Raw genomic sequence first — 22,696 nt, 5'->3', positions numbered from 1 at the left:
GTTGTGATTCTTTCGATGTCAAAACCATGTATTGTGTATCAAGTTCATTACCTGACAGCCCAGGGGTATCTTATTCAATATCAGTGTGTATGCTTCATGCTAATTGGTAACCATTATTTCTTCCAGATCTTCCCCAACTGGTTAAACCAGCTCTGAGGAAGCATCAGGCCAAAAATAATCCCCAGCACAATGGCCCCTGCAATCTTAAAGGTTTCCATCCCTTTTGCCGCACACTGCTCCAAATCATTCATAATCAGATAATAGGAGGTATAATAGATTCCAGACCCCGGCACCAGCGTAAAAATTCCCGTAATCAAAAACACCGTGCTGGGCATCTTCCGAATAGCTGACAGAATCCTTGCAATCAGCGTAAGCACCAGCGCAGCCCAAATGGAGGCAATCACAACCCCTGTGCCCATTGAGGCACAAAGCAGATACACCATCCAGCCGATGGCTCCATTGATTCCGCACAGCAGATATTCCGATCTTGGCACATGAAATAGCACCGCAAAAGCAATAGTAGCGGCCATCGATACCACAATCTGATCTATCATAGCAAGAATGCACCTCCTCCCAGCATCTGAAATATTTTAATTACCCCGCCTACGCCGATGGCAATACACATCCCCGTCAGCAACGCATCAATCAGACGGATGCTTCCCGACAGGTAATCTCCGTTAAATAAATCCCGAATAGCAGTGGTCAGCGCCACTCCTGGCACCAATGGAATAATCCCTCCAATAATCACCTTATCAGACAATATTCCTGCCCCGGCCACAAACAAGGTCAAACTTCCAGCCGTCACCAGGGCGCTTCCCAGAATATTCATAATAAACCGGGAGGCGTGATATTTCGCTGCAAGAATCAGAAAAATCTCCAGAAACACTCCCAGAAAAAAAGATACCATACTGTCATAGGGACGTCCACCCAGCAGATAGCAAAATCCTGCGCTTCCGACGCCGCAGGCAAAAACCAGCGCCAGATTTCCGGCACTGGATGAATTTCGGCATTGTTCTAATCGCTCAAAGGCTTCCGGGATGCTGCACTTTTTTTCGCATATTTCCCGGGACAGCTGATTAATTTCCGCCACCCGTTTTAAATTTACTTCCCCAATGGGCACATAGCGCACCATGCTTCCGGCATCCTCCCGCTGCTCATAGACGGTGGCAAAGATTCCGTTGGTAATGACAAATACATGGTAGTCTTCTATCCCATAAGCCTCCAGGATACGGCTTACCGTTTCCTGTACACGGTAAATTTCACCACCGTTTTTTAATAATGCCTCGCCTACGGATATGGCAAGATTCAATGTTACTTTACTTTCCGGCATGTTTCTTATATCCTTTCAGAGAAGTTTCGTTTTTCATTTCTATCTGAAAATAAAGTTTATCATATTGTTGCAAGTACGCGCAAATTATCTGTCTGTTCTCCCCGCTGTGTCAAATATCCGGCAGCAAAAAGAAGGCTCCACATATTTTCCACATTATCATACAATTCCCGATACGTCAATTCTTCTTTCACTTCCTTTTTCACCAGCTATTAACCGCTCAATTTCAGCTCTTGTCCTGAAAGATGCTTTCTTCAAAAGCCTTCTTATCGCATCATTTCCCCTGGTATTAGCCCAGTAATTCTGAGACAAAAGGGTCTGCCTGAACCGAAGTTTATCCACATTATCCAAACCGTCAAAGATTTACTTTACCGCGCCTTAAGAGAAAATCCCGAATCATAGAAGTCTTATCTACATAATAATAATTTTCCGTACGGATTTCCTCAAAATTTTCAATTCCAATGGGAAGCATTTTCTTTTCCAGTCCACCCACTTGTTTTTCCCCTCTCATAGAGAAGCATTGACCGAAATATTTTTATACATGAAAATGCCCATACTCTTATTTGCCTTCCGCCGCCTTTTCTTTATAATGCCTCTGCAGGCTCTTCAATATTCCCAGATACAGGAAAAGCGTCGGCATCAGAAAAGCAGTGGGATTATTTACCATACTCTGCGCCATATAACTCAAAATCATTACTGTTCCCATCATCATTACCGGATAATGGCGGGACTGTTTTCCAGCGGTCACCGCACTGCTGATTAAGAGTCCGAAATAGCTGACTGTCCCAAAAATTCCCGTAATAGACAAAAACTGCAGCAGTTCATTGTGAGGATCTACAATACGGCCTCCATAGCTTGCCAACTCCGCTCCCTGATACTCATACAGGAACAGGTGAAAACAATTCAATCCATATCCAAAAAATTTCCTTCCCACTGGCAGCTTCTTCCAGGCAATCCAGGTCTGCTTCCAAATCACGCCGCGGCCGCTTCCGAAATTATCCTGCAGCTTCAGCCGATTCATCCATTGAAACATTCCCTCCCACTGTTTTTCGCCAGACAGATTGACAGCCAGAACTGCCGCAGCAGCAAATCCAAACAATACTGCTATCATAATAAAAAATACTTTTCGTAGCTTCCCATAAGGGATTTCCCAGTTTTTCTTTTCTGCCGTTATCACCAGAATCAGTAAAAGAATCAGTGCTATTCCTTCTGCCAGCAGCACAGGCCTGCTTACCATAAAATTCTGCAACGTCAGCCACAGAAATCGCTGCTTCATAAAAGCGTCTGTTTTCTCGGCGCCTGCAATCAGCGTCAGTTTCAGAATCAGGCTTGCGCCCCAAAACATCAGGCACATTTCCAGAAACCGTTTGGCATAATCATGGTTTTTCAGGGAAAACCACAGCATCACCAGAAAGGACACGCCAAGGCCCAGAATCCAGCCCTCCGTGTTGGTTGCATAAGCTCCATAGAATCCCAATGTCAAAAATATGCCATAGAGCACTCTGGAAAGCAATCCGTCTGACAGATAATACAATACCATTCCCACCGGAAGAATCATACAAAAATAGGTTCCGCATGCATTTACATTCCCGATAGTGCTTGCAAACATTCCAATCTGGCTCGACAGCATATCATCCCACAGATGAAATACATTTATGCCCCAGAACTGCAGAATCAAAATCAGGCTTACCAATCCGCCGGACGCCAGGAAAATCCATGCCATCCAAATCCCCGGCTGCAAATATTTTCCTAAAATCACATATGCCGCAATACAGAGCGCAAACATAATTGCTCCTAAATGCCTTCCGTCTATCCCATAAAAGGATTCTGACGGATTCACCGAACACACCGTTGCAATGACAACTGACAATGCCAAGCCAATGGCAAACCAGGAGTCTAACGGTATTTGCTTCAGCATTTCTTTCAGATTCCCCTTTACAACTCCTGCCCCTTTCTGTCCCGCTTTTCTGGTCTTTCGCTCCTGCATGTATCCGGTTCCGGCAAGTACCAGGGTCAGTACCGTTAAGCCGGCACCGCAGAAATAGAAAAACATCAGCTTGGCTTCTGCAATATTGAAATAGCCGTCCTGGAAAAACAAGGGGAAAAATCCCAGCATAAGGATGACGAAGAGGGCTGCTATGGTTCCTGTCATTTTACTTATGGATTTCATTCATATTCGTCCTTTTTATAAAAAATTTCGATAAACTCTGTTATCCTTCCGCTTACAGATTATCATACCCCTTTTTCGATTTCAAGGTCTTTTTCCTTATAATGCCGTTCCATACTTTTTAGAATTCCAAGATAAATAAAAAACGTAGGAATAATAAAGGTTGTAGGACTATTGACCATACCTCTTGCCAAATAACTGCATATCATGACGGTTCCCATCATCATTACCGGATACCGACGGGACATCTTTCCTGCTGACACTGCCGTGCTGACTAATAAACCTGTATAACCTATGAAACCTAAGATTCCTGTTATGGAGAGGAAATATAAAAGCTCATTGTGTGGATCTACTGTTCTTACTGTTTCCTGAACAAACTCTGCTCCCAGAGAATAATAAAATTGATGAAAACAATTAACCCCATAACCTAAAAATTTCTGCAAAAAAGGCAATTGCAGCCATACCCACATTGTATGTTTCCAGAGAATTCCTCTTCCGCTTCCGAATTCATTCTGTAACTTCAAATAATTCAACCATTGGAGTGAACCTTCCCATAATTTATCACCTGAAAAATTGACAAACATAAACAAACATACAACAATTCCAACTACACTTGCCAATAATAAAAAGAAAATTCTTCGTATTTTCTGATAAGGTACCTCCAATTTTTTCTTTTCTGCAATTGTTACCAAATACACACATAAGATTAGTAAAACTGCTTCCACTAACAACGTATACCTATAAATCATCAGACTCTGTAACCGTAACCACCGAAAACGTTGAATCATAAATGCATCTATATTATCTCGATTTATGAAAATAGTAAATTTTAGTACCACACTGCTAAGCCAAAATAATCCACATAATTCAAAAAATTTTTTTATAGATTGATGATCATACAATGAAAACCATAACATCACCAAAAAAGCAACACCAATTCCCAGAATCCAGCTATCTGTATTTGTAGCATAAGAAGAATAAAAGCCTAGCACCAGAAAAATTCCATAGATTGCCTTAGAAAATATTGTCTCTGAACAATAATACAACACCATTCCAACAGGAAGAATCATAGAAAAATAACTGGCACAGGCATTTACATTTCCAATTGTAGTTAAAAACATTCCATACTGATTTGATACCAATTCATCCCACATATGGAATATATCTTTCCCTAAAAATTGAAAGATCAAAATTACAAATAAAATGCTATTGCCAATTAATACAACCCATGCCATCCAGATACCCGGCTGCAAATATCTTCCTAAAATAAAATAAACACAAAGACAAAGTAAAAATAGTCCTGTACCAAGCTTTCTTCCATCAGTTCCCAAAAAAGACTCCATCGGATCAATAGAGAACACGGTAGAAAGAAAGATAGCCAAAAGAAAAATTACTGCACACCACGATGAAAAAGATATTCCTGAAAAGTAATGTCTACAATCTTTTGCTACGGCAGAAAAATCATGTCCTGACAGTATTTTTCGTCTCAAATTCCATATTTTTTCTATACAGACTAATAATAATGTTAATACAACCAACCCACAGGCACAAATCATAAAAAAACTTTTTTTCGCATCCGATATGTTAAAATAAGCATCCTGAAAATATAAAGGAAAGAATCCTAACATAAGAATAACAAATATTCCTGACACACCTTTCTGAAATTCATAGATAATGCCTCTACAATGCAAATTTCCATTTTTCTTTGCTTTCTTTTTCATTTCCTCTCCTATACATAAAAGAGCACCTGAACAGTCTCCTGCTCAGGTGCATCTCACAATTCATACTTCTTAAACAACAACGTGTTCAATAGAGACTTTATTTCTTCTTTACAGTTACTTTAAAGGTTGCTACTTTACCTTTCTTAGTTACTACAGTAATGTCTGCCTTACCAGCTTTCTTTCCTTTTACAACACCTTTCTTAGTTACAGTTGCAACTTTCTTATTAGATGATGTACAAGAGGTAATGGAATCTCCTTTTCCTTTTAAGGTAATCTTAAGGGTCTTTCCTACTTTCACAGTTCCTTTTGTCTTGGAAAGGTTAGCTTTTCCTTCAGATACAGTAACCACACATTTTGCTGTCTTCTTCTCAGCTTTTACAGTGATAGTCGCTATGCCTGCACTCTTACCAGTTACAACACCATTGCTAACCGTTGCTACTTTCTTATTAGAAGTAGACCACTTCAATGTGCTTGTTGCTTTCTTCGGGCTTAAAGTTGCCTGTAATGCCAGTGTCTCACCTTTCTTCAGGCTTGCAGTCTTCTTCAAGGTAACTTTTGTTGCCTTTTTAGCTTTCTTTACTACTTCCACTTTTACAGTTGCTTTCTTTCCATCTGCCGTTGCTGTAATCGTAGCTTTTCCTGTTTTACCTTTCTTGGTAGAAACTACACCCTTGCTGTTGACAGATGCAACGCTGGATTTATTGGATTTCCAAGTTACTTTCTTATTTGTAGCATTCTTAGGTGTAACAGATGCTCCAATTGTAACCTTCTGTCCAGCAACTATGTAAACTGTTGATTTTCTACTAAGTGTTACTTTACTTACTCGAACTACTGTTGGTGTTGGAATCGTTACAGTCGGTTCTGTTACTGTTACTTTACAGGTTGCTTTAATATTCTTATCGGCATTACTTGTTGCTGTAATAGTCGCTTCACCCTTTGCAACTGCTGTAACTGTTCCGTCTGCCGCTACAGTTGCAACTGTCGGAGCACTTGTAGACCAAGCTACAGTTTTATCTGTAGTTCCTGTTACAGTTACAGTTGCTGTAAGTTTTTCTGTCTTACCTTTCTCAATGGTAGTAGCTGTTTTATTTAATCCTAATGTAACTTTAACCTCTGTAGTTACTGGTTTTACAGTTACTTTGTGACTTGCCGTACCTGTTTTTCCATTACTAAATCTTACAGTTGCTGTTACATTTACTTCGCCCTGTTTTGCACCTGTTACAACCACTTTGTTTCCAGATGCTGCAAAAGTTACGTTGTCATTGTTAACACTCCATGTCACTGCTGGTGTTGTAGCAACTTTTACACTACTATTATAAGTAGCTGCTGCAGCGCTTTCTGTACCATCATCTGGTGACTCTTTGTCGCCATCATCTGGTGACTCTTTGTCGCCATCATCTGGTGTCTCTTTGTCGCCATCATCTGATGTCTTGTTGCCATCATCTGATGTCTGGTCGTCGCCATCAACTGAATCTGTTACACTTGCTGTTAATTCAATTTTGTCTCCAACCTTAACTTCTGTTGCTCCACTTACTGAAATTTTTCCATCTTGTGCTTCCGCTGCCTGTGCAAATGCTCCATCCACAAAAACAGTGGTTGCACATACACAGAAAGCCAAAAACATTGCAAGGAACTTTTTCAAGCTTCCTTTTTGGGTTTTCACCTGTAATTCTGTCATTACAAATCCTCCTTTAATAATTGTTGTTTCTCAGACATCCTTCGTTTTCTGTCTTGTCTATAAACATATCACTTTTTTTCAGGTTTGTCAATTCCATAGAATAGATTAATATATTCTATTGAGCAGTTTTTTCCATGGATTTTTCTGGGATTTCTGCATTTTTTCCTTAATTATGCTGATAACAGACACAATTTTATTGACAATATATCTCTTTCACATTATAATCTTATCATATACAAGTCGTTTTCCTATGCTTACCATATGGAATATCCGTAAAATAGGAATCACTGTTCGGACAAAATCTTTCCATAACGTTTTTGGACTTATCCACTTCCCTCACATGCCAGAAATGCTTTGTCACATGGCAAATTCTTCTGTTATGCTTTTTAGGGCTATTCTCCATCCACCGCTTATTACTCATTCCTTGCGTAAAATGACTGTTTTTTCGTATGCATCTTTCTGATCTACCCAGCCACGAACCGCAAAATAACTGTTTACTGCTCCACCTGCACTTCTTCACACAAAGGAGGTTTTTCCATCAAATCACAATCCCACACCGCCTGGCAGGTCTATGACACCCTCTTCAAACGCATCTTCACCCTCTCCGGCCCTGCCGTCATACGCTTAATCAACGGCCTTTTTGGACGCGGCTTCCCGCTGGACAGCTCCGTCACCTATCCCAACAAAGAAATCATCCGTCCTGATTTGAAGCGCCGCTCCCTGGACATTCTCGTCACTGTCGCCGGGCAGGAAACTTTCCACCTGGAAGCTCAGATGGCAAGAAATGAACTGGTTGCCCTCCGGGTCTTTGAATATGGCTTCCTCTACGCTATGGCTTCCCGGGACAGCCCTCACTCGCTCCGCTTTCCGGAGGCCGCTGTCATCTACTTAAACTGCAAAAGCTCCATTCCCAAGAAAGACGTCCTTCACGTCTCCTTCGGCAGCCAGGGCGGCTTCGACTATCAGGTGAAGAACTTCGTCTACTTAAATCACAGCGTGAAGAAGCTGGATCATATGGGCATGGCCATTCTCATCCCCTTCCAGGCCCTTCGACTCCGCAGGCTCCTGGAGCGGCAGTATCCCAAACCTCCACAGCGCCCCGCTTTTTCCCAGGAGGAATTCTCCCGCTTGCAGGATGAGATCCGCCATGATATAATTGACAGCATAGAAGCCAATCTTCAGGCCGGCAACCTTACGCCGGATGACGCCGGCCAGCTTTTAGATTTAACCTCACTTTTATACGAACATATACAGAACCATTTTTGCGAAAAAAGGAAAGGAGAAGTGATTGACGTGAAACCTTTGTTTCCTGGCACCATTGAACTTCCCAATGACAAATACCGCTTCCAGATTGCAGAGTTGAAGGAAGAAATCACCAGATATGCGGATGAAAATGCGAAATATGCGGATGAAATTCTCCGATACGCCAATGAAAACGCAAGATATGCTAATGAAAACGCAAGATATGCTAATGAAAACGCAAAATATGCCAATGAAAACGCTATGTTAAAAGCTCGCATTGCCGAACTGGAGGCGAAACAAAATAATCATTAACTGTGCTATAAATCGCTATGATACGCCCTAATATCTCCTATCCGAAGAGTTCGGTTTCTGAATACTTGGATATTATGCTAGAAAAAGCTGGGAAACCCCAGCTTTTTCTGATTCTTTCATACATAAGCACCCGCTCCAATCCCAGAAAATTTCTGCTCCCGCTATAAGACAATCGTTTTTCCCACTTCCGCTAGCAGGCACTTATCCCCCATTGCTTCTTTTATGGCCGCGATTGCTAACATCCCAGTGCAATGCAGGGGCACTATCCTATCTATATCCATTTCCTGAAGGGACTCTATGGTCAGCTTCAATTGTTTGGCACGGCAGCCTTTCAAATGCATTCCTGCCACAAGGCTGTGAATATGCTCCCCTGGAAAAGAAGACCGCACATAATTCAGACAATTTATCATACCAGGATGCGCACAGCCTGCAAATACGCACAAGCCTTGGTCTTCCCGAATAACAAGAAGCTGCTCATCTTCCATTGTATCTGCCGCAAGATGACTCTGGTTCGTCTTCTCTTTTTCTAAATTTTCCGGCTGCTGATATTCATTTCCAGGCTCTTCTTCGTTCTGATACATTTCTGAACGCACTTCCTTCAGAAATCTGGCAGGCACAGCCTCAAAATCTGTTGCATAAGGAATCTTCGATAAGAGATACACATCTTCTGTAACTTCTGAGCGCCCTTCGCTGGTGCAAATTAGATTGCCGCTTTCCTTCATCCACTTTTCTGCATCTTCCTGAATTCCGCTAAACAGCAAATCTCCTGTTACCGGATGTTTGGAATATTTTCTGTCAAATGCCCTCCGATTAATATAAATGGGTATCCCACTGGGATTTTCGCAGGATTTGTGTTTTCTTGTCCATGCCAGCATTCCTCCGCAGTGGTCATAATGCCCATGGCTTAAAATAATGCCATCCAACTGTTCCAAATTAAGATTCATTTTATCAGCATTCTGCAAAAAAACGCCGGACTGCCCCATATCAAAGAGATACTGCTTTTCCTTTGTTTCCATCCACAGGGACAGCCCGTGTTCTCCCAGATATCCTCTTTTATACACTGTATTTTCCGCCAGAACCTTTATTTTCATTCCCATCTTCACTCTCTGCTGCTTTTTGGCCTGCATTATCGCTTTATACAGAAAAAAACTCACATGATTCTTCCTTCACTCTCTGCTGCTTTTTCGCCTGCATTATCGCTTTATGCAGAAAAGCACATTATTCTTCCTTCACTCTCTGCTGCTCTTTCGCCTGTATAATCGCTTCATTCAAAGAAAGCATTTTCGCATCCAGCATGGACACAATTCCAGCGCATTCCTGCAAATCCCGGCTGATATATTCCGGCGCATTTCCTTCAAATTTATAATAAATCTTATGTTCCAGGCTCGCCCAGAAATCCATGGCAATGGTTCTGATTTGAATCTCAACCTTTGTGTCCACAACTCCGTCCGTCAGAAAAATGGGAACTGTTACCAGCATATGGTAACTCTTATATCCGCTGTCTTTTGGATTCTTAATATAATCCTTAATGGAAACTACAGTTAAATCATTCTGCCTTCCAATCATTTCTGCCAGCCGGTAAATATCAGAAGTGAAGGAACACACCACCCGGATTCCGGCAATGTCGTTGATGTGCTTTACCATATTATCAATGGTGCTTTCATATCCATGGCGCTTCAGCTTCTTCACAATGCTTTCCGGAGACTTTATCCTGGACTTTACATACTCAATGGGGTTATATTTATGTATGTGTCGGAATTCGTCATTTAAAATCTCAACTTTGGTACCCACTTCTTTCAAAGCCGAATTATATAAGAAAATAACCGTCTCCCAACTGGTTACCCCTTCGTTAAATTTATCGGGTACTTCCATTTTCCTTTTCTTTCCATCCTTTCTATACGTAATCAGGACGCAGACTTACTCTCCAGAACTTTCTCAATTGTCACTAATTTCACGCAAATCACAAAAATATCCGTTGCTATCTTCAGATCATCCAACGTAGGATAGGTAGGCGCAATACGGATTGTGCTGTCTGTCGGGTCTTTTCCGTAAGGGTAAGGCGCTCCGGCAGGCGTCATTGTCACGCCGGCCTTCTTTGCTTTCGCCACAATGGATTTTGCACAGCCTTCCAATGCTTCAAAAGCAATAAAATATCCACCCTTGGGCGCAATCCAGGTGCCAGCGCCTTTACCTTCCAATTCGCGCTCAAAGGTCTCAATGATCATTTCAAATTTGGGACGCAGAATATCTGCGTGTTTTCTCATATGCTCTGTCATGCCGTAAATATCCTTGAAAAATCTCACATGCCGGAGCTGATTTACTTTATCATGGCCTATTGTTGCTATCTGCAACTGCTTTCTGATTTCCACCAGATTATTGGCTGACGCAGCAATCGCAGCCACGCCGGAACCTGGAAAACTAATCTTAGAGGTGGAGCAGAATTTGTACACCATATCTGGATTGCCTGCACGTTTGCACTCTGCCAGAATCTCCACCAGATTATCCTGATCGATATCATACAAATGATGCACTCCATAGGCGTTATCCCAATAAATACGGAAATCCCTCGCTGCCGGTTTCAGTCTGGCAAACCGGCGGACTGTTTCATCGGAATAGGTGATTCCCTGAGGATTGGAATATTTCGGCACACACCAGATGGCCTTGATGGCCTCATCTTTGCTGACTAAATCCTCCACAATATCCATATCCGGACCGGTAGAAAGCATAGGTACGTTGATCATTTCTATTCCAAAGTATTCCGTGATGGAAAAATGCCTGTCATATCCCGGCACCGGACATAAAAATTTCACTTTATCCAGCTTACACCATGGCGTATTGCCCATCACCCCGTGAGTCATGGATCTTGAAACCGTATCGTACATAATATTCAAACTGGAATTTCCATAAATAATAATGTTATCCGGATGGCATTCAATCATATCTCCCAACAGTACTTTTGCTTCCTGAATTCCGTCCAGCACTCCGTAATTCCGGCAGTCTGTTCCATCTTCACAGCTCAGATCCGTATTACTGTTTAGCACATTCATCATTTCCATAGACAGATCCAACTGTTCCGCAGAGGGCTTTCCCCTGGACATATCCAGCTTCAGGCCGCTTTTCGCATACTTCCGATAGGCTGCCTCTAACGCTGTCTTTTCTTTCAATAACTCTTCCCTGCTCATTTCCTGATATGACTGCATATTTCATTCCTCCTGAACTTCCCATTTTTGAACTGTCCACAACAGTCTCGTTTTCTCTTCTCTCTTTTCTCAACATTCCTATTATGCACTATTCCGTTCAGATTGTAAAGCATTTTCTCTCAGAAATTTACATGTGTCCGCACAGCAAAGACTTCCCTGTAAAATTTTGGCCGCTGCTGCCAACAGATAAGTTCTGCAAAAGTCAGATCTCCTGATAAATATGCATGTTATCCATAATTCAGCTCTCCTGATAAATATGTATGTTACCCAAAGCTCAGCTCTTCTGCTCTTCTTTTAGAAAAGCAAGATGGGATTTTATCTGTCTTTCATATCCATTTTCCGTAGGTTCATAAAATTTTTCTTCTGTCAGGCCATCTGGAAGATACTGCTGTTTCACATAATGATTGGGAAAATCATGGGCGTAAAGATAGCCCAAACCGCGGCCCAGCTTTTGCGCGCCCCGATAATGGGAATCCTGCAAATGCGCCGGAACTGGCGCAGTCTTTGTGGCTTTGACCGTCTCCATAGCACGGCCAATCGCTAGACAGGAAGCGTTGCTCTTAGGTGCGCTTGCCACATAGGTTACCGCCTGGGAAAGAATCAGCTGGGCCTCCGGCATTCCAACCCGCTCCACGGCCTGAGCGGCGCTGACCGCCACCACAAGGGCATTGGGATCTGCATTTCCCACATCCTCGGAAGCACAGATCATAATCCGTCTGGCAATAAATTTAATATCCTCCCCTGCATAAAGCATCCTGGCTAAATAATAAACGGCAGCATCCGGATCAGATCCCCGCATGCTTTTAATAAAAGCGGAAATGACATCATAATGATTATCCCCGCTTTTATCGTATTGCACTACTCTTTTCTGAATACATTCTGAGGCAACCTCCAGCGTAATGTGAATTTTCCCATCTTCTCCCCGGGGCGTGGTAAGCACCCCCAGTTCTATGGCAGTGAGCGCTGCCCTGGCGTCCCCGTTTGACATGTCAGCCAGAAATTCCAGAGCATCTTCTTCCAGTTCCGCCTCATAACTTCCCATTCCTTTCTCCCTGTCTGTGACTGCCCGCACCAAAATCTGTTTGATATCCTCTTTTTCCAGGGGTTTCAGTTCAAAAATCACAGAACGTGACAAAAGAGCTCCATTCACTTCAAAATAAGGATTCTCTGTGGTGGCTCCAATCAATATGACCGTGCCGTCCTCCACAAAGGGCAGCAGATAGTCCTGCTGAGATTTATTGAAACGGTGAATCTCATCAATAAACAATATGGTCTTTTTCCCATACATTCCCAGATTGTTCTTCGCCTGCTGCACTACTTCCTCCATGTCCTTCTTACCGGCAGAGGTTGCGTTAATCTGGGTAAACTCTGCGCTGGTGGTATTGGCAATCACTTTTGCAAGGGTCGTTTTCCCAGTTCCCGGCGGTCCGTAAAAAATAATGGAGCTGAGCTTATCCGCTAAAATGGCGCGGTACAACAGCTTATCCTTCCCTATGATATGCTGCTGCCCTGCCACTTCCTCTAATCTGGCGGGACGCAGACGGCTTGCCAAAGGGGATTCTTTTTCCTGATTCTGCTCCCGCATATACTCAAATAAATCCATACGCATTCCTCCTTCGCATTTTGCCCATATATATCAATTAAATACAAATCATATCGTTTTTCTAACTTCATGATGCTGCTGCAAATTATGTCTGTTTTCATGCAAATCATCTCATCTGACATTCTATCACAACCACCGGGCAATTTCCACCTTATTTTTGCAGGCTTCAGTTTCCAAATATGTACATTCACTCAAAGAGAATCTCATCCACCGTTACGAACTCATACCCCTGCTTTTCCAGCGCATCAATAATCTCCACGGTTGCGGTAACGGAAGTCTCATACCCGTCATGCATCAGGATAATGTCGTTTTCCTGAACATTTTTCATCACTTTTTCTACGATTTGGGCATGATTCTGGCTGGACCAGTCCAGGGTATCCACGTCCCAGAGCACTTCTACCATATTTACTTCACAGTCCAGCTTCTCGTGCCAGTCTCCAAATGGCGGCCGCAGATAAGAAGGGTAAACCCCTGTAATTCCATAAATCAGGTCATTGGTACGGCTGACCTGGCTGCAGGCCTGTTCCATGGGAAGCTTACTTAGCTGTTCATGCTTGTAGGAATGATTTCCAATCAGGTGCCCTTCTTCCTGAATCTGCTTTACAATCTCCGGATATTTTTCCACCTCCTGCCCCAACAAGAAAAAGGTGGCTTTCACGCCCTTCTTTTTTAATGCGGCAAGCATTTCCGGCGTATATTGGGGATTGGGTCCGTCGTCAAAGGTAAGCGCTACTTTTTTTCTTTCCGAAGATCCCGCATCTGTCTGGGCCGTTCCCGAGGCCTGCCGGGTTTTTTCCAATTTTTCAGCCGCTGCCATAAGGCCCTGTTTCATTTCCTTCCCTTTTCCTGTTCCGGTGAGAAGCAGCCCAAACGCCAGGCAAAGGCAGCACAAATCAAACAGCAGGAATTTTTTCCAGATTTTCTTTCCTTTCATCCACTGAACGCTCCATAAGTATTTCCCTAAAATATATGAATCCAGGGATGTATTATATTCAATGTGTTTCTGATTCCTTTTAGGAAAGAAAGCAGCATTTCTCAAACACGCTCTAATCCGCCTCAAGGCGTATTTTATCCAAAATATCCCGGGTCGCTTCCCCGTCGCTCCCGCCCAGCAGATACCATCCGCCGTCTGAAGACTCAATCATGAGAAAAGGCGGTTCCTGGGGATTTATACAGACTTTGAAATCCTGACGGTATGTATCGCTGTAGAAATCGCCTTTCTTCACTGTTTTCATTCCAGTTCCTCTTTGCCGCCTGATGTCCGGCTCTTCTTCCAGCAGGATTGCCTGCTTTATTTCTGACTGCTCGATCTGATATACTTTTTTCCAGTGGTTTGCCGTCAGCGTTCCATCCTCATAAGCAAGGGATACAGGGGTAAATTCTTCCAAAATGCTCCATCCGCATGCACCAAACACATAAACTGCCAGAACTGCCCAGGCTGCAATCATTGTATATTTCACAGCGGGCTTTGCCATATTCGCAGTAAATCCGAAGCCCACCCGGGGTTCTACAAATGTCCGGGCGTCATTTTTATTATAGTAAATCATTCCGCAGATCCAATATTTGTCATCGTCTTCTTCTGCCGGAAGCTCCTGTGAAAGATATTTTCTGCTATGTTTCTCTATCTTTTTAAAGCAGCGGACAATCTCTGCCAGGACAATCATCCCAAACAACAGGCTTAGGATTTCAACCATCCATGGAAACCATTTGTAAGGAACATGGAAGGAGCACAGAATTCCCCAGTTAAACAGCCCTGTCAGCCAGGCCATGGATGTGCAAAACCGGCTGAGATGATACCGACGAATCTCTGCCACCTGCAGATTCACCTGGCTGTTATAGGTAAATACCTTGATCCGCTGTCTTTCAAAAAATTTCAGGTACAGCGGAAACAAACAGGCCGTACCTGCAAGGGACAACAAGATACATTCAATTAACCACAAGTCCGGCAGCCAGGGGCGACGCCAGACTTCATAGAAAAAGACTTCAGCAGCAGGCGCAAGGAAGCCAAATACACAGCCTGCATAAATGGATTTTCTGGAATGTTTCATTTTTACAACTCCGGCCGCTGTCACGTCAATCAGAATTTCTTCCCGTTCCTCACAATGCTCTTCCCTGGGCTGGGACGCCAGAAATTCCCGCTTCCGCTCTTTCATTCTGCTGTTGGCCCGCTGAAAGGGAACAAGAAGAAAAATCCACACGAAAAACACCCATACCATCATACCCGTTATGATCAGCGATTCATGTTCTGGCAGCAGCGCCAAAAGAAATAAAACCAGAGAAATCAGGGTGTAAATTTTCAATTCTTTTTGATATTTCTTTTTAATTTCCTGCACTTTAGGCTGTTCTTTGGCCCCCTGCCACAGGGTTACTCCAAACTGTGTTCCGTCTTTCTCCCCTGCCAAAAACCAATATACCCCAAAAAATATCGGCAGTACCGGCAGCATGCCTACTGCCATTACAATCCTCATTCCTGTCAGTCCCATAAGACACCTCCTGAAATTTTCCTGAAACATTACTCTCTGAAACCCGTACTTCAGACAAAGCAGGAGCTCTTTTCTGCTCTGTCCAATGCAGGCCTTCCAGCGCAGTTCCTGATACGCTATCCGCTGTATGCCTTTCTGCAGAATTCCAGAAATTCTTCCTGGGAAATTCCTGCAATCTTGGCTTCCGCGGCCAGCAGTTCCAATTCCTTATTCACCTTCTTCTCCACTGCTTTCTTCCTTCCGCCGGAACACTGGACAATGGCTCCGTTGCGCCTGTCCGTGATAATATAGCCTTCCTGCTTCAAAAGCTGATATGCTTTGTTCACGGTCATTGTATTAATTCCCGCCTCCCCGGCAAGGGCGCGGATGGTGGGCAGCCTGTCTCCATCCAGGTAATCGCCGTCCGCCACCGCCTGCACAATCTGATCTCTGATTTGCTGATAAATGGGTACGCTGCTTGCGAAATCCAGCTTCATTATCATTATTTCTCACACCCTTTTGCAAAAATCCAATTTCATTATTTTGCATTATTTGTATTGTATATGCTAATACAAATAATGCAAAAAGTCAAGAAATAAAAAGATACAGGATACGCCTCAACACTTGAAGTGATATCCTGTATCTTGCAATACGGTTTTCTGTTCCTGTTTCAGGATGTTCTTTGAACATGCGCATCCTGGTTTTCTTGATACATCGCTTTTATTTTTTACATCCTGCTGTTAATTGCCCGTTCTCCACATCAATCCGTATGGTATCCCCGGCTCCCACCTCATCGGCAAGGATCAATTTAGCCGAAAGAGTTTCCACCGTTTTCTGAAGATACCGTTTCAGAGGCCTTGCCCCATACACTGGATCATAGCCGTGTTCCACTGCAAATTCCTGCGCTGCCTGTGTCAGTTCCACAGACACTTCCCGATCTGCCAGACGCTTATTCAAATCCGCCAGCAGCAGGTGAATAATACTTCCAATGTCATTTTTACTCAGAGGCTTAAACAGAATTGTTTCATCCAGACGGTTCAAAAATTCCGGCCGGAAATTATTCTGCAGTTCATTCATAACTGCCGCTTCACATTCCGGCTGAATCTCGCCGTTTTCCCCAATGCCCTCCAGCAGATAGGAAGATCCCAGGTTAGAAGTCATGATTAATATGGTATTTTTAAAATCCACGGTACGGCCCTGGGAATCGGTAATCCGTCCGTCATCCAACACCTGAAGCAGTACATTAAATACATCAGGATGGGCCTTTTCCACTTCATCAAATAATACCACAGAGTAGGGCTTTCTGCGCACTGCCTCTGTAAGCTGTCCCCCTTCCTCATAGCCCACATATCCTGGAGGCGCCCCAATCAGGCGGGATACGGAGTATTTCTCCATGTACTCACTCATGTCCAGCCTTACCATATTGTTTTCGTCATCAAAGAGACTGGCAGCCAGCGCCTTGGCTAATTCTGTTTTTCCTACGCCGGTAGGCCCAAGAAACAGGAAAGAACCAATGGGCTTGCCGGGGTCTTTGATTCCTGCTTTGGAACGGATAATGGCTTCTGTCACCTTCGTCACGCCTTCTTCCTGGCCGATGACCCGCTTATGCAGTTCCTCATCCAGATGCAGAGTCTTATTCCGCTCGCTTTCTGTCAGCTTCGCCACAGGAATTCCAGTCCAGCGGGAAATGATTTTGGCAATTTCCTCTTCACTTACATTCTCATGAACCAGACTCAGATCTTTCTTTTTCACCTGCTCTTCTTCCAGTTCCAGCTGGCGCTTCAGTTCCGGCATTTTGCCGTATTGCAGCTCTGCCGCTTTTTCCAGATCGTAATTCTGCTGGGCCATAGCAATTTCTTTGTTGATGGCTTCCAGTTCTTCCCGGAGCTTCTGCACTTTTTCCACAGAATTTTTCTCATTGTCCCACTGAGCTTTTCGGGACTGAAACTCATTTTTCAATTCTGCAAGTTCTTTCTGCAAAGTCTCCAGCCGGTCTTTGCTGAGACGGTCTTCTTCTTTCTTCAATGCGGCTTCCTCAATTTCCATCTGCATCACCCGCCGCTGCAGTTCGTCCAGTTCCGTTGGCATAGAATCCAGTTCTGTTTTAATCAGCGCGCAGGCTTCATCCACCAAATCAATGGCTTTATCCGGCAGGAAACGGTCGCTGATATAGCGGTTGGATAAGGCTGCCGCTGACACCAGAGCGGAATCTGTAATCTTCACTCCATGAAAGACTTCATAGCGGTCTTTTAATCCCCTTAAAATAGAAATGGTGTCTTCCACTGTAGGCTCTGCCACCAGCACAGGCTGAAATCTCCGCTCCAGGGCGGCGTCTTTCTCAATATATTCCCGATATTCATCTAAGGTTGTAGCGCCGATACAGTGAAGCTCTCCTCGAGCCAGCATAGGCTTTAACAACTGACCTGCATCCATGGCTCCGTCCGTCTTCCCTGCGCCTACAATCGTGTGCAGTTCATCAATAAACAGAATAATCTGGCCATCGCTGCTCTTGATTTCATCCAGCACGGCTTTTAACCGTTCCTCAAATTCGCCCCGGTACTTGGCTCCTGCCACCAGCGCACCCATATCCAGCGCAAACAGCCGCTTATCTTTTAATCCCTCCGGCACGTCTCCCCGGACAATCCTCTGGGCCAGGCCTTCCACCACTGCCGTTTTACCTACTCCAGGCTCTCCAATCAGCACCGGATTATTCTTGGTTTTCCGTGAGAGGATGCGGACGACATTCCGTATCTCATTGTCTCTGCCGATCACCGGATCGATTTTCTGCTCCCTGGCCCGCTCCACCATATCATATCCGTATTTCGCCAGAGTGTCATAGGTGGCCTCCGGATTATCGGACACTACCTTCTGATTGCCCCGGACGGTAGCCAGCGCCTGCAGGAATCGCTCTCTTGTAATTCCGTATTCTTTAAAAATTTCTTTCAGCGCCTGGTTAGGGTATTTTAATAATGTCAGGAACAGATGCTCCACAGACACATATTCATCCCCCATTTTTTTGGCCTCATCTTCTGCGCTGACTAATACTTTATTCAGGTTCTGGCCCATATATATCTGCCCGCCGGATACCTTCACCCGCTTAGCAAGGTGGTTTTTGGCATTGCCGGCAAAGTGCTCCAAATTGATCTCCATTTTCTCAATTAACTTAGGAATCAGGCCGTCTTCCTGGAACAAAAGGGAGACTAACAAATGCTCCTGCTCAATTTCCTGGTTGCCGTATTCATATGCCAGCTTCTCACAGCCATTGATAGCTTCGATTGATTTCTGTGTAAATTTCTGAATGTTCATAAGGGTTCCTCCTTCCCTTCGGATTACTGCGCCCTCTGCTGATTACAAACTGCGTGGCTTCTGTACTATTATTGGTAAATAGCCGCCGCGCCATGCGGGCATCCGTCTATTTCCTTTGTTGTTCTATATCTGATATAACAATATCACGGTTTGTTAGCCACGTCAAGTGGTGAGTGCTAAAATTGTGTGAAAATTTTATAAAGTGATGGCTATTTCTTTTTTCCCTTGTAGCCATGAGGTCAGTTTCCACAGTCTTTTCAAAAAACATTTAAATTTAGCCTTCCCGTCATCCTGCCTCATGATGAACTGTAACCGTATGATAAGGAATCTCTATGCCATTCTCCTGGAAGGCTCTGACCAAAGACGCCCGAATATCGCTGCAGGCCCGGAAGCTGTCGTTCAAATTCTTTGTCCAGATGGTTGTTTTCAGCGTAACGCCATCCGCCGCAAAGCTGCTGACGGTGACGCTGCTTTTATCTGAATCTATGACCAGTTCATGTTCTGCACATATTTCCTTCATCACAGAAATTGCCTTCTCAATATCAGATTCATAAGAAATTACAACCTCTATAAAATTTCCCACATTCTCCGTATAATTGGCGTTGATGATCACAGCCGAATCCATAATGGAATTTGGAACAATACAGCACTCTCCGTTAAACTGCCGGATGACTGTCTGTCTTATGGTTACATCGATTACCATCCCTTCTGCAATTACGGTTCCGCCCTGGAGCACCCTTATTTTTTCATCTACATTATAGGGCTTTGCGGCGGAAACGGATATACCGCTTATCACATTCGCCAACGCCTGCTGGGCGGCAAAGGTGGCGATTGCCACAATCAACGTACCGCTTTGCAGCAATGCCTTGCTGATGTCCTTTGTGATTTCAAACTGCTGAACCAAACTGTAAATAATGATAATATCAACAAATACATTGATCGCGCTTTTTAGAAAACGCAGATGAATGGCGTTTGATTTCTTTGACGCAAGCCGGTAGGCCAGGTTTACAATCTGGTTTAGCGCCAGTCCAACCGCTACAAATAAAATTATTTTGATTATATTATTCATGGTTTCCTCCTATCCGGATCTTTGCATTCTTACGCCAACAGTCATGCATAACTGTCCCAACATTGTTTCCAAGCTGCAGACGCCTGTCAGGGAAAAATTTGTTCCATTCCCATCCTGCGCACATAATCAATCCATTCATAAATATCTTCCACATCATACTGGGGCTGATGGTTCTCATCCTTCGCCTTGCGCAGCGCCAACGCCATCAGCGCATATTCGTTTTCCAGAAGCGTATCGAACACTCCCTGGTCATCCGTATTTATGGACACGCTCAAGGACATATTTTTCGGCGCATCCCGTAATTTTCTGGAATTAAATCTCAGAATCGGATGCTCTTCATATTTCTGGATGGTTCCAATCAGATAATTGGAAGATGGATTTGTCTCGATTCCAATTCCCTTTGTTACAAGCTTCTGAATCATTTTATTCTGAAGCTGGCAGATAACGTCAGCATATCTCTGATCCACTTTGAACTGAATTCTCTCTTCACCAATTTTTCTGACATTTTCATTATAATGATAAGAAAAATACAGGTTCCGGTATAATTCCGTTTTACGCAGCTCATCACTGATCTGAGGATGAAAAACATACCTGTCAAACCGGCGGACAGAGCTTTGCCCCAGTCTCTTCAGAAAATCTGTTTCTCCCAGACGGTATACCTGGGGATTGTCCCCTCTGAGCTTCCAGCTCTGATAGTAATCCATCACAGAGGCCCGTTCTCCCCGATACGCATTTCCCCGAAAAATTTCTTCATAAAGATTATAATACTTTTCTGTCAATTCCGTCCTTAAGCGGCTGTCTATACTGCACCCTGTCTCATCCGCCATACTCAACAGCCATACGATATCATCCAGCAACACCTGTTTGGGAAGAACCATGACAGAATTCTTGTATTTATAGTAGGGATGGGGATTAATGCCCAGAGCCAGGCCATGGCCAATTCTGCTTCCCCGTTTCAGATCGCAGAACAAAATTGCCTCGTCAATGGCCCGCAGCCCGTCTGCCAAATCTAGAAAATCCTCCCCGGCGTGATATGTGGTATGCAGCTTCTTTTTCAGAAATGACTGATTCTTACCAGTTCCATTGCTGCATGAAAACTCCAAATCTGACAGATAACGGAACGTCTGGGCAAATACTTCCGGCCGGCAGTTTATTTCACTGGAACAGGCGTCTATTCCCCGGATTCTCTGGTTCACCCCTGTTTTCTTTTCCAATAATGCGGCAATGCTTTTGGCCTGTTTTGCTGCGGCCAATCTTACATTGTAATTCCTGGGCGCTCCGGCACAATAGCCTGGATCTTTTAATTTAGGAAAATGCAGCACATAAATAATTTTTTCCCGGTTTTCTTCCTCTGCAAGGCTGCTGCTTCTTGTAATCGCCTGATATAATTTGGCGGAGTTCTGTTTAGGACAAATACGCGCTTCTAAGGAAACAATATTCTGCCTGCGCATTGTTTCATTGAACGCCAGACGGATCAGCTCCTCCTCATAAGGCTTTTTTCCCTCAATAAAAGTCTCTTTTCTATCCTGATAATTGCTGAAGTTGGCAAACCCCACCTGCCGGTTCACCTGGATTAATTCTCCTCTGAAATGAGTCCGGATAGAAAGATACACATAAAACAAATTTTTCTGATATTCATCAAATCCATAAGAAACGGACGCCCGGTAACACTCGTACAGAAAGCTTCGCTCCCCGGCCAGCAGACAGCATTCTCTGGCGTTGTAATTCTGCATTCCCTTTTCAAAAGCATAGTCCAACACATAGCGCCCATCTGCCTTCACCCCATACATATGCTTAGCCAGCACAATCACATCCTCAATCCTGGCCGTCAGCCTCTCAATGGGCCCCCGTTCTGCTTCAGCAAGAATTGCTTCCGCTTTTTCTCTCAGCCACCCATCCTGCTTCAGCACGGCAAACAGATAGACCCGGTACAGAGCCGCCCTCTGGCATTCAGCATAAAAGCTCTCTTTGTTCCCCTCAGCCGCCACCAAATCCATGGAATGGGCCTGCAAAGCCTCCGGCAGCTTCTTAAAGTCGTGAATCCTGTCGTCAATCTGGTTCATTAGCGACACCCAGTTTAATTCAAAAATTTTCGTGGAGCCTGCCAGATGAAAATGATTTTCCGCCATCCCTCTCTTTAGAATATTATGCAGCCGGCTGTCGTCACTGCGGATAATCGGAAGCCAGGAAAAATTCTGGGACTGGCGCCCTTGCTTTAAATCATGATCTGCCAGAAAGGCACAGGTAAAGAAGTCCTGCCCCAGAGGAAAAGACAGCTCCCGCCACCGCAGCATTTCCTCAAATTTACAGGTGATCTCCTCCCCGTCATAATCAAGCAGCCGAAAAGCAAGCTCCATAATCACCCGGAAAACCCCCTGGGAATCCCCTTTTCCCATATCCTGTCGTAATTTCAGATAATGATTGTACCTTTCATCTTCCGAATAACAGGGAAACACTTCCCGGGCGTGCTTCAGATACAGCTTCTTATCAACAGTCCTGTAATTGTGCTGACGTTTGCCCGCTGCCCCATCCACTGTGATTTTATTATATGGAATTTTCAAAAACAAAATTTCCAGATTTCCCTTTTCAATATCCATCGCTACTCCTGC

The 22,696-nt window shown here is 44.0% G+C and carries 19 protein-coding genes; 1 reads left to right on the top strand and 18 read right to left on the bottom strand.

The window, feature by feature from the left end:
- Nucleotides 1–113 precede the first annotated feature (113 nt).
- The 8 genes from E5329_RS02520 to E5329_RS29595 form a co-directional block, all read right to left on the bottom strand.
- Nucleotides 114–554, bottom strand: a complete 441-nt coding sequence (locus E5329_RS02520) for a threonine/serine exporter family protein (RefSeq protein ID WP_135988007.1) — start codon at nucleotides 552–554, stop codon at nucleotides 114–116.
- Nucleotides 551–1,330, bottom strand: a complete 780-nt coding sequence (locus E5329_RS02515; protein WP_135988006.1) for a threonine/serine exporter family protein — start codon at nucleotides 1,328–1,330, stop codon at nucleotides 551–553. The genes E5329_RS02520 and E5329_RS02515 overlap by 4 nt, the downstream gene beginning before the upstream one ends.
- 59 nt (nucleotides 1,331–1,389) lie before the next feature.
- The gene (locus E5329_RS30365; protein ID WP_275442935.1) at nucleotides 1,390–1,521 is read right to left on the bottom strand and encodes a hypothetical protein; all 132 of its coding nucleotides are present in this window, start codon (nucleotides 1,519–1,521) and stop codon (nucleotides 1,390–1,392) included.
- Between the two features lie 161 nt (nucleotides 1,522–1,682).
- Nucleotides 1,683–1,820: an AAA family ATPase gene (locus E5329_RS02510; protein WP_275442933.1), complete on the bottom strand. Its 138-nt coding sequence runs from the start codon at nucleotides 1,818–1,820 to the stop codon at nucleotides 1,683–1,685.
- Nucleotides 1,821–1,886: 66 nt separating this feature from the next.
- Nucleotides 1,887–3,497: an O-antigen ligase family protein gene (locus E5329_RS02505; protein WP_135988005.1), complete on the bottom strand. Its 1,611-nt coding sequence runs from the start codon at nucleotides 3,495–3,497 to the stop codon at nucleotides 1,887–1,889.
- Nucleotides 3,498–3,559: 62 nt separating this feature from the next.
- Nucleotides 3,560–5,215, bottom strand: a complete 1,656-nt coding sequence (locus E5329_RS02500; protein ID WP_135988004.1) for an O-antigen ligase family protein — start codon at nucleotides 5,213–5,215, stop codon at nucleotides 3,560–3,562.
- A gap of 97 nt (nucleotides 5,216–5,312) precedes the next feature.
- The gene (locus E5329_RS02495) at nucleotides 5,313–6,893 is read right to left on the bottom strand and encodes an Ig-like domain-containing protein (protein ID WP_135988003.1); all 1,581 of its coding nucleotides are present in this window, start codon (nucleotides 6,891–6,893) and stop codon (nucleotides 5,313–5,315) included.
- A gap of 624 nt (nucleotides 6,894–7,517) precedes the next feature.
- Nucleotides 7,518–7,655, bottom strand: coding sequence for a hypothetical protein (locus E5329_RS29595; protein WP_168356490.1), 138 nt, complete (start codon nucleotides 7,653–7,655; stop codon nucleotides 7,518–7,520).
- Between the two features lie 12 nt (nucleotides 7,656–7,667).
- Between E5329_RS29595 and E5329_RS02490 the strand changes: the two genes are divergently transcribed.
- Nucleotides 7,668–8,447 carry a hypothetical protein gene (locus E5329_RS02490; protein ID WP_135988002.1) on the top strand — a complete coding sequence of 260 codons (780 nt, stop codon included), beginning with the start codon at nucleotides 7,668–7,670 and terminating at the stop codon, nucleotides 8,445–8,447.
- 161 nt (nucleotides 8,448–8,608) lie between these two features.
- Here the strand turns inward: E5329_RS02490 and E5329_RS02485 are convergent, their stop codons facing one another.
- The 10 genes from E5329_RS02485 to E5329_RS02440 all read right to left on the bottom strand — a co-directional run bounded on the left by E5329_RS02485 (nucleotide 8,609) and on the right by E5329_RS02440 (nucleotide 22,684).
- Complete coding sequence (locus tag E5329_RS02485; RefSeq protein ID WP_275442931.1) at nucleotides 8,609–9,601, bottom strand: MBL fold metallo-hydrolase; 993 nt, start codon at nucleotides 9,599–9,601, stop codon at nucleotides 8,609–8,611.
- Nucleotides 9,602–9,665: 64 nt separating this feature from the next.
- A complete protein-coding gene (locus tag E5329_RS02480; RefSeq protein ID WP_135988001.1) occupies nucleotides 9,666–10,319 on the bottom strand; it encodes a GTP pyrophosphokinase in 654 nt (217 codons plus the stop codon).
- Nucleotides 10,320–10,351: 32 nt separating this feature from the next.
- A complete protein-coding gene (locus E5329_RS02475; RefSeq protein ID WP_135988000.1) occupies nucleotides 10,352–11,647 on the bottom strand; it encodes a PLP-dependent aminotransferase family protein in 1,296 nt (431 codons plus the stop codon).
- Nucleotides 11,648–11,921: 274 nt separating this feature from the next.
- Nucleotides 11,922–13,250 carry a replication-associated recombination protein A gene (locus E5329_RS02470; protein WP_135987999.1) on the bottom strand — a complete coding sequence of 443 codons (1,329 nt, stop codon included), beginning with the start codon at nucleotides 13,248–13,250 and terminating at the stop codon, nucleotides 11,922–11,924.
- A 187-nt stretch (nucleotides 13,251–13,437) separates the two neighbouring features.
- On the bottom strand, nucleotides 13,438–14,184 hold the full coding sequence (locus E5329_RS02465; protein ID WP_275442930.1) for a polysaccharide deacetylase family protein: 747 nt from the start codon (nucleotides 14,182–14,184) through the stop codon (nucleotides 13,438–13,440).
- Nucleotides 14,185–14,296: 112 nt separating this feature from the next.
- Nucleotides 14,297–15,733, bottom strand: a complete 1,437-nt coding sequence (locus E5329_RS02460; protein ID WP_135987998.1) for a hypothetical protein — start codon at nucleotides 15,731–15,733, stop codon at nucleotides 14,297–14,299.
- 116 nt (nucleotides 15,734–15,849) lie between these two features.
- Nucleotides 15,850–16,215 carry a GntR family transcriptional regulator gene (locus E5329_RS02455; RefSeq protein WP_135987997.1) on the bottom strand — a complete coding sequence of 122 codons (366 nt, stop codon included), beginning with the start codon at nucleotides 16,213–16,215 and terminating at the stop codon, nucleotides 15,850–15,852.
- Nucleotides 16,216–16,432: 217 nt separating this feature from the next.
- Nucleotides 16,433–19,018, bottom strand: a complete 2,586-nt coding sequence (clpB, locus tag E5329_RS02450) for an ATP-dependent chaperone ClpB (RefSeq protein WP_135987996.1) — start codon at nucleotides 19,016–19,018, stop codon at nucleotides 16,433–16,435.
- 286 nt (nucleotides 19,019–19,304) lie between these two features.
- The gene (locus E5329_RS02445) at nucleotides 19,305–20,087 is read right to left on the bottom strand and encodes a mechanosensitive ion channel family protein (protein WP_135987995.1); all 783 of its coding nucleotides are present in this window, start codon (nucleotides 20,085–20,087) and stop codon (nucleotides 19,305–19,307) included.
- Nucleotides 20,088–20,173: 86 nt separating this feature from the next.
- A complete protein-coding gene (locus tag E5329_RS02440; protein WP_135987994.1) occupies nucleotides 20,174–22,684 on the bottom strand; it encodes an amidohydrolase family protein in 2,511 nt (836 codons plus the stop codon).
- Nucleotides 22,685–22,696 lie beyond the last annotated feature (12 nt).

The organism is Petralouisia muris (assembly GCF_004793545.1).
GTDB lineage: Bacteria > Bacillota > Clostridia > Lachnospirales > Lachnospiraceae > Petralouisia > Petralouisia muris.
Note: the sequence above shows the minus strand (reverse complement) of the source record. Positions and strands in the feature narration are given on the sequence as shown.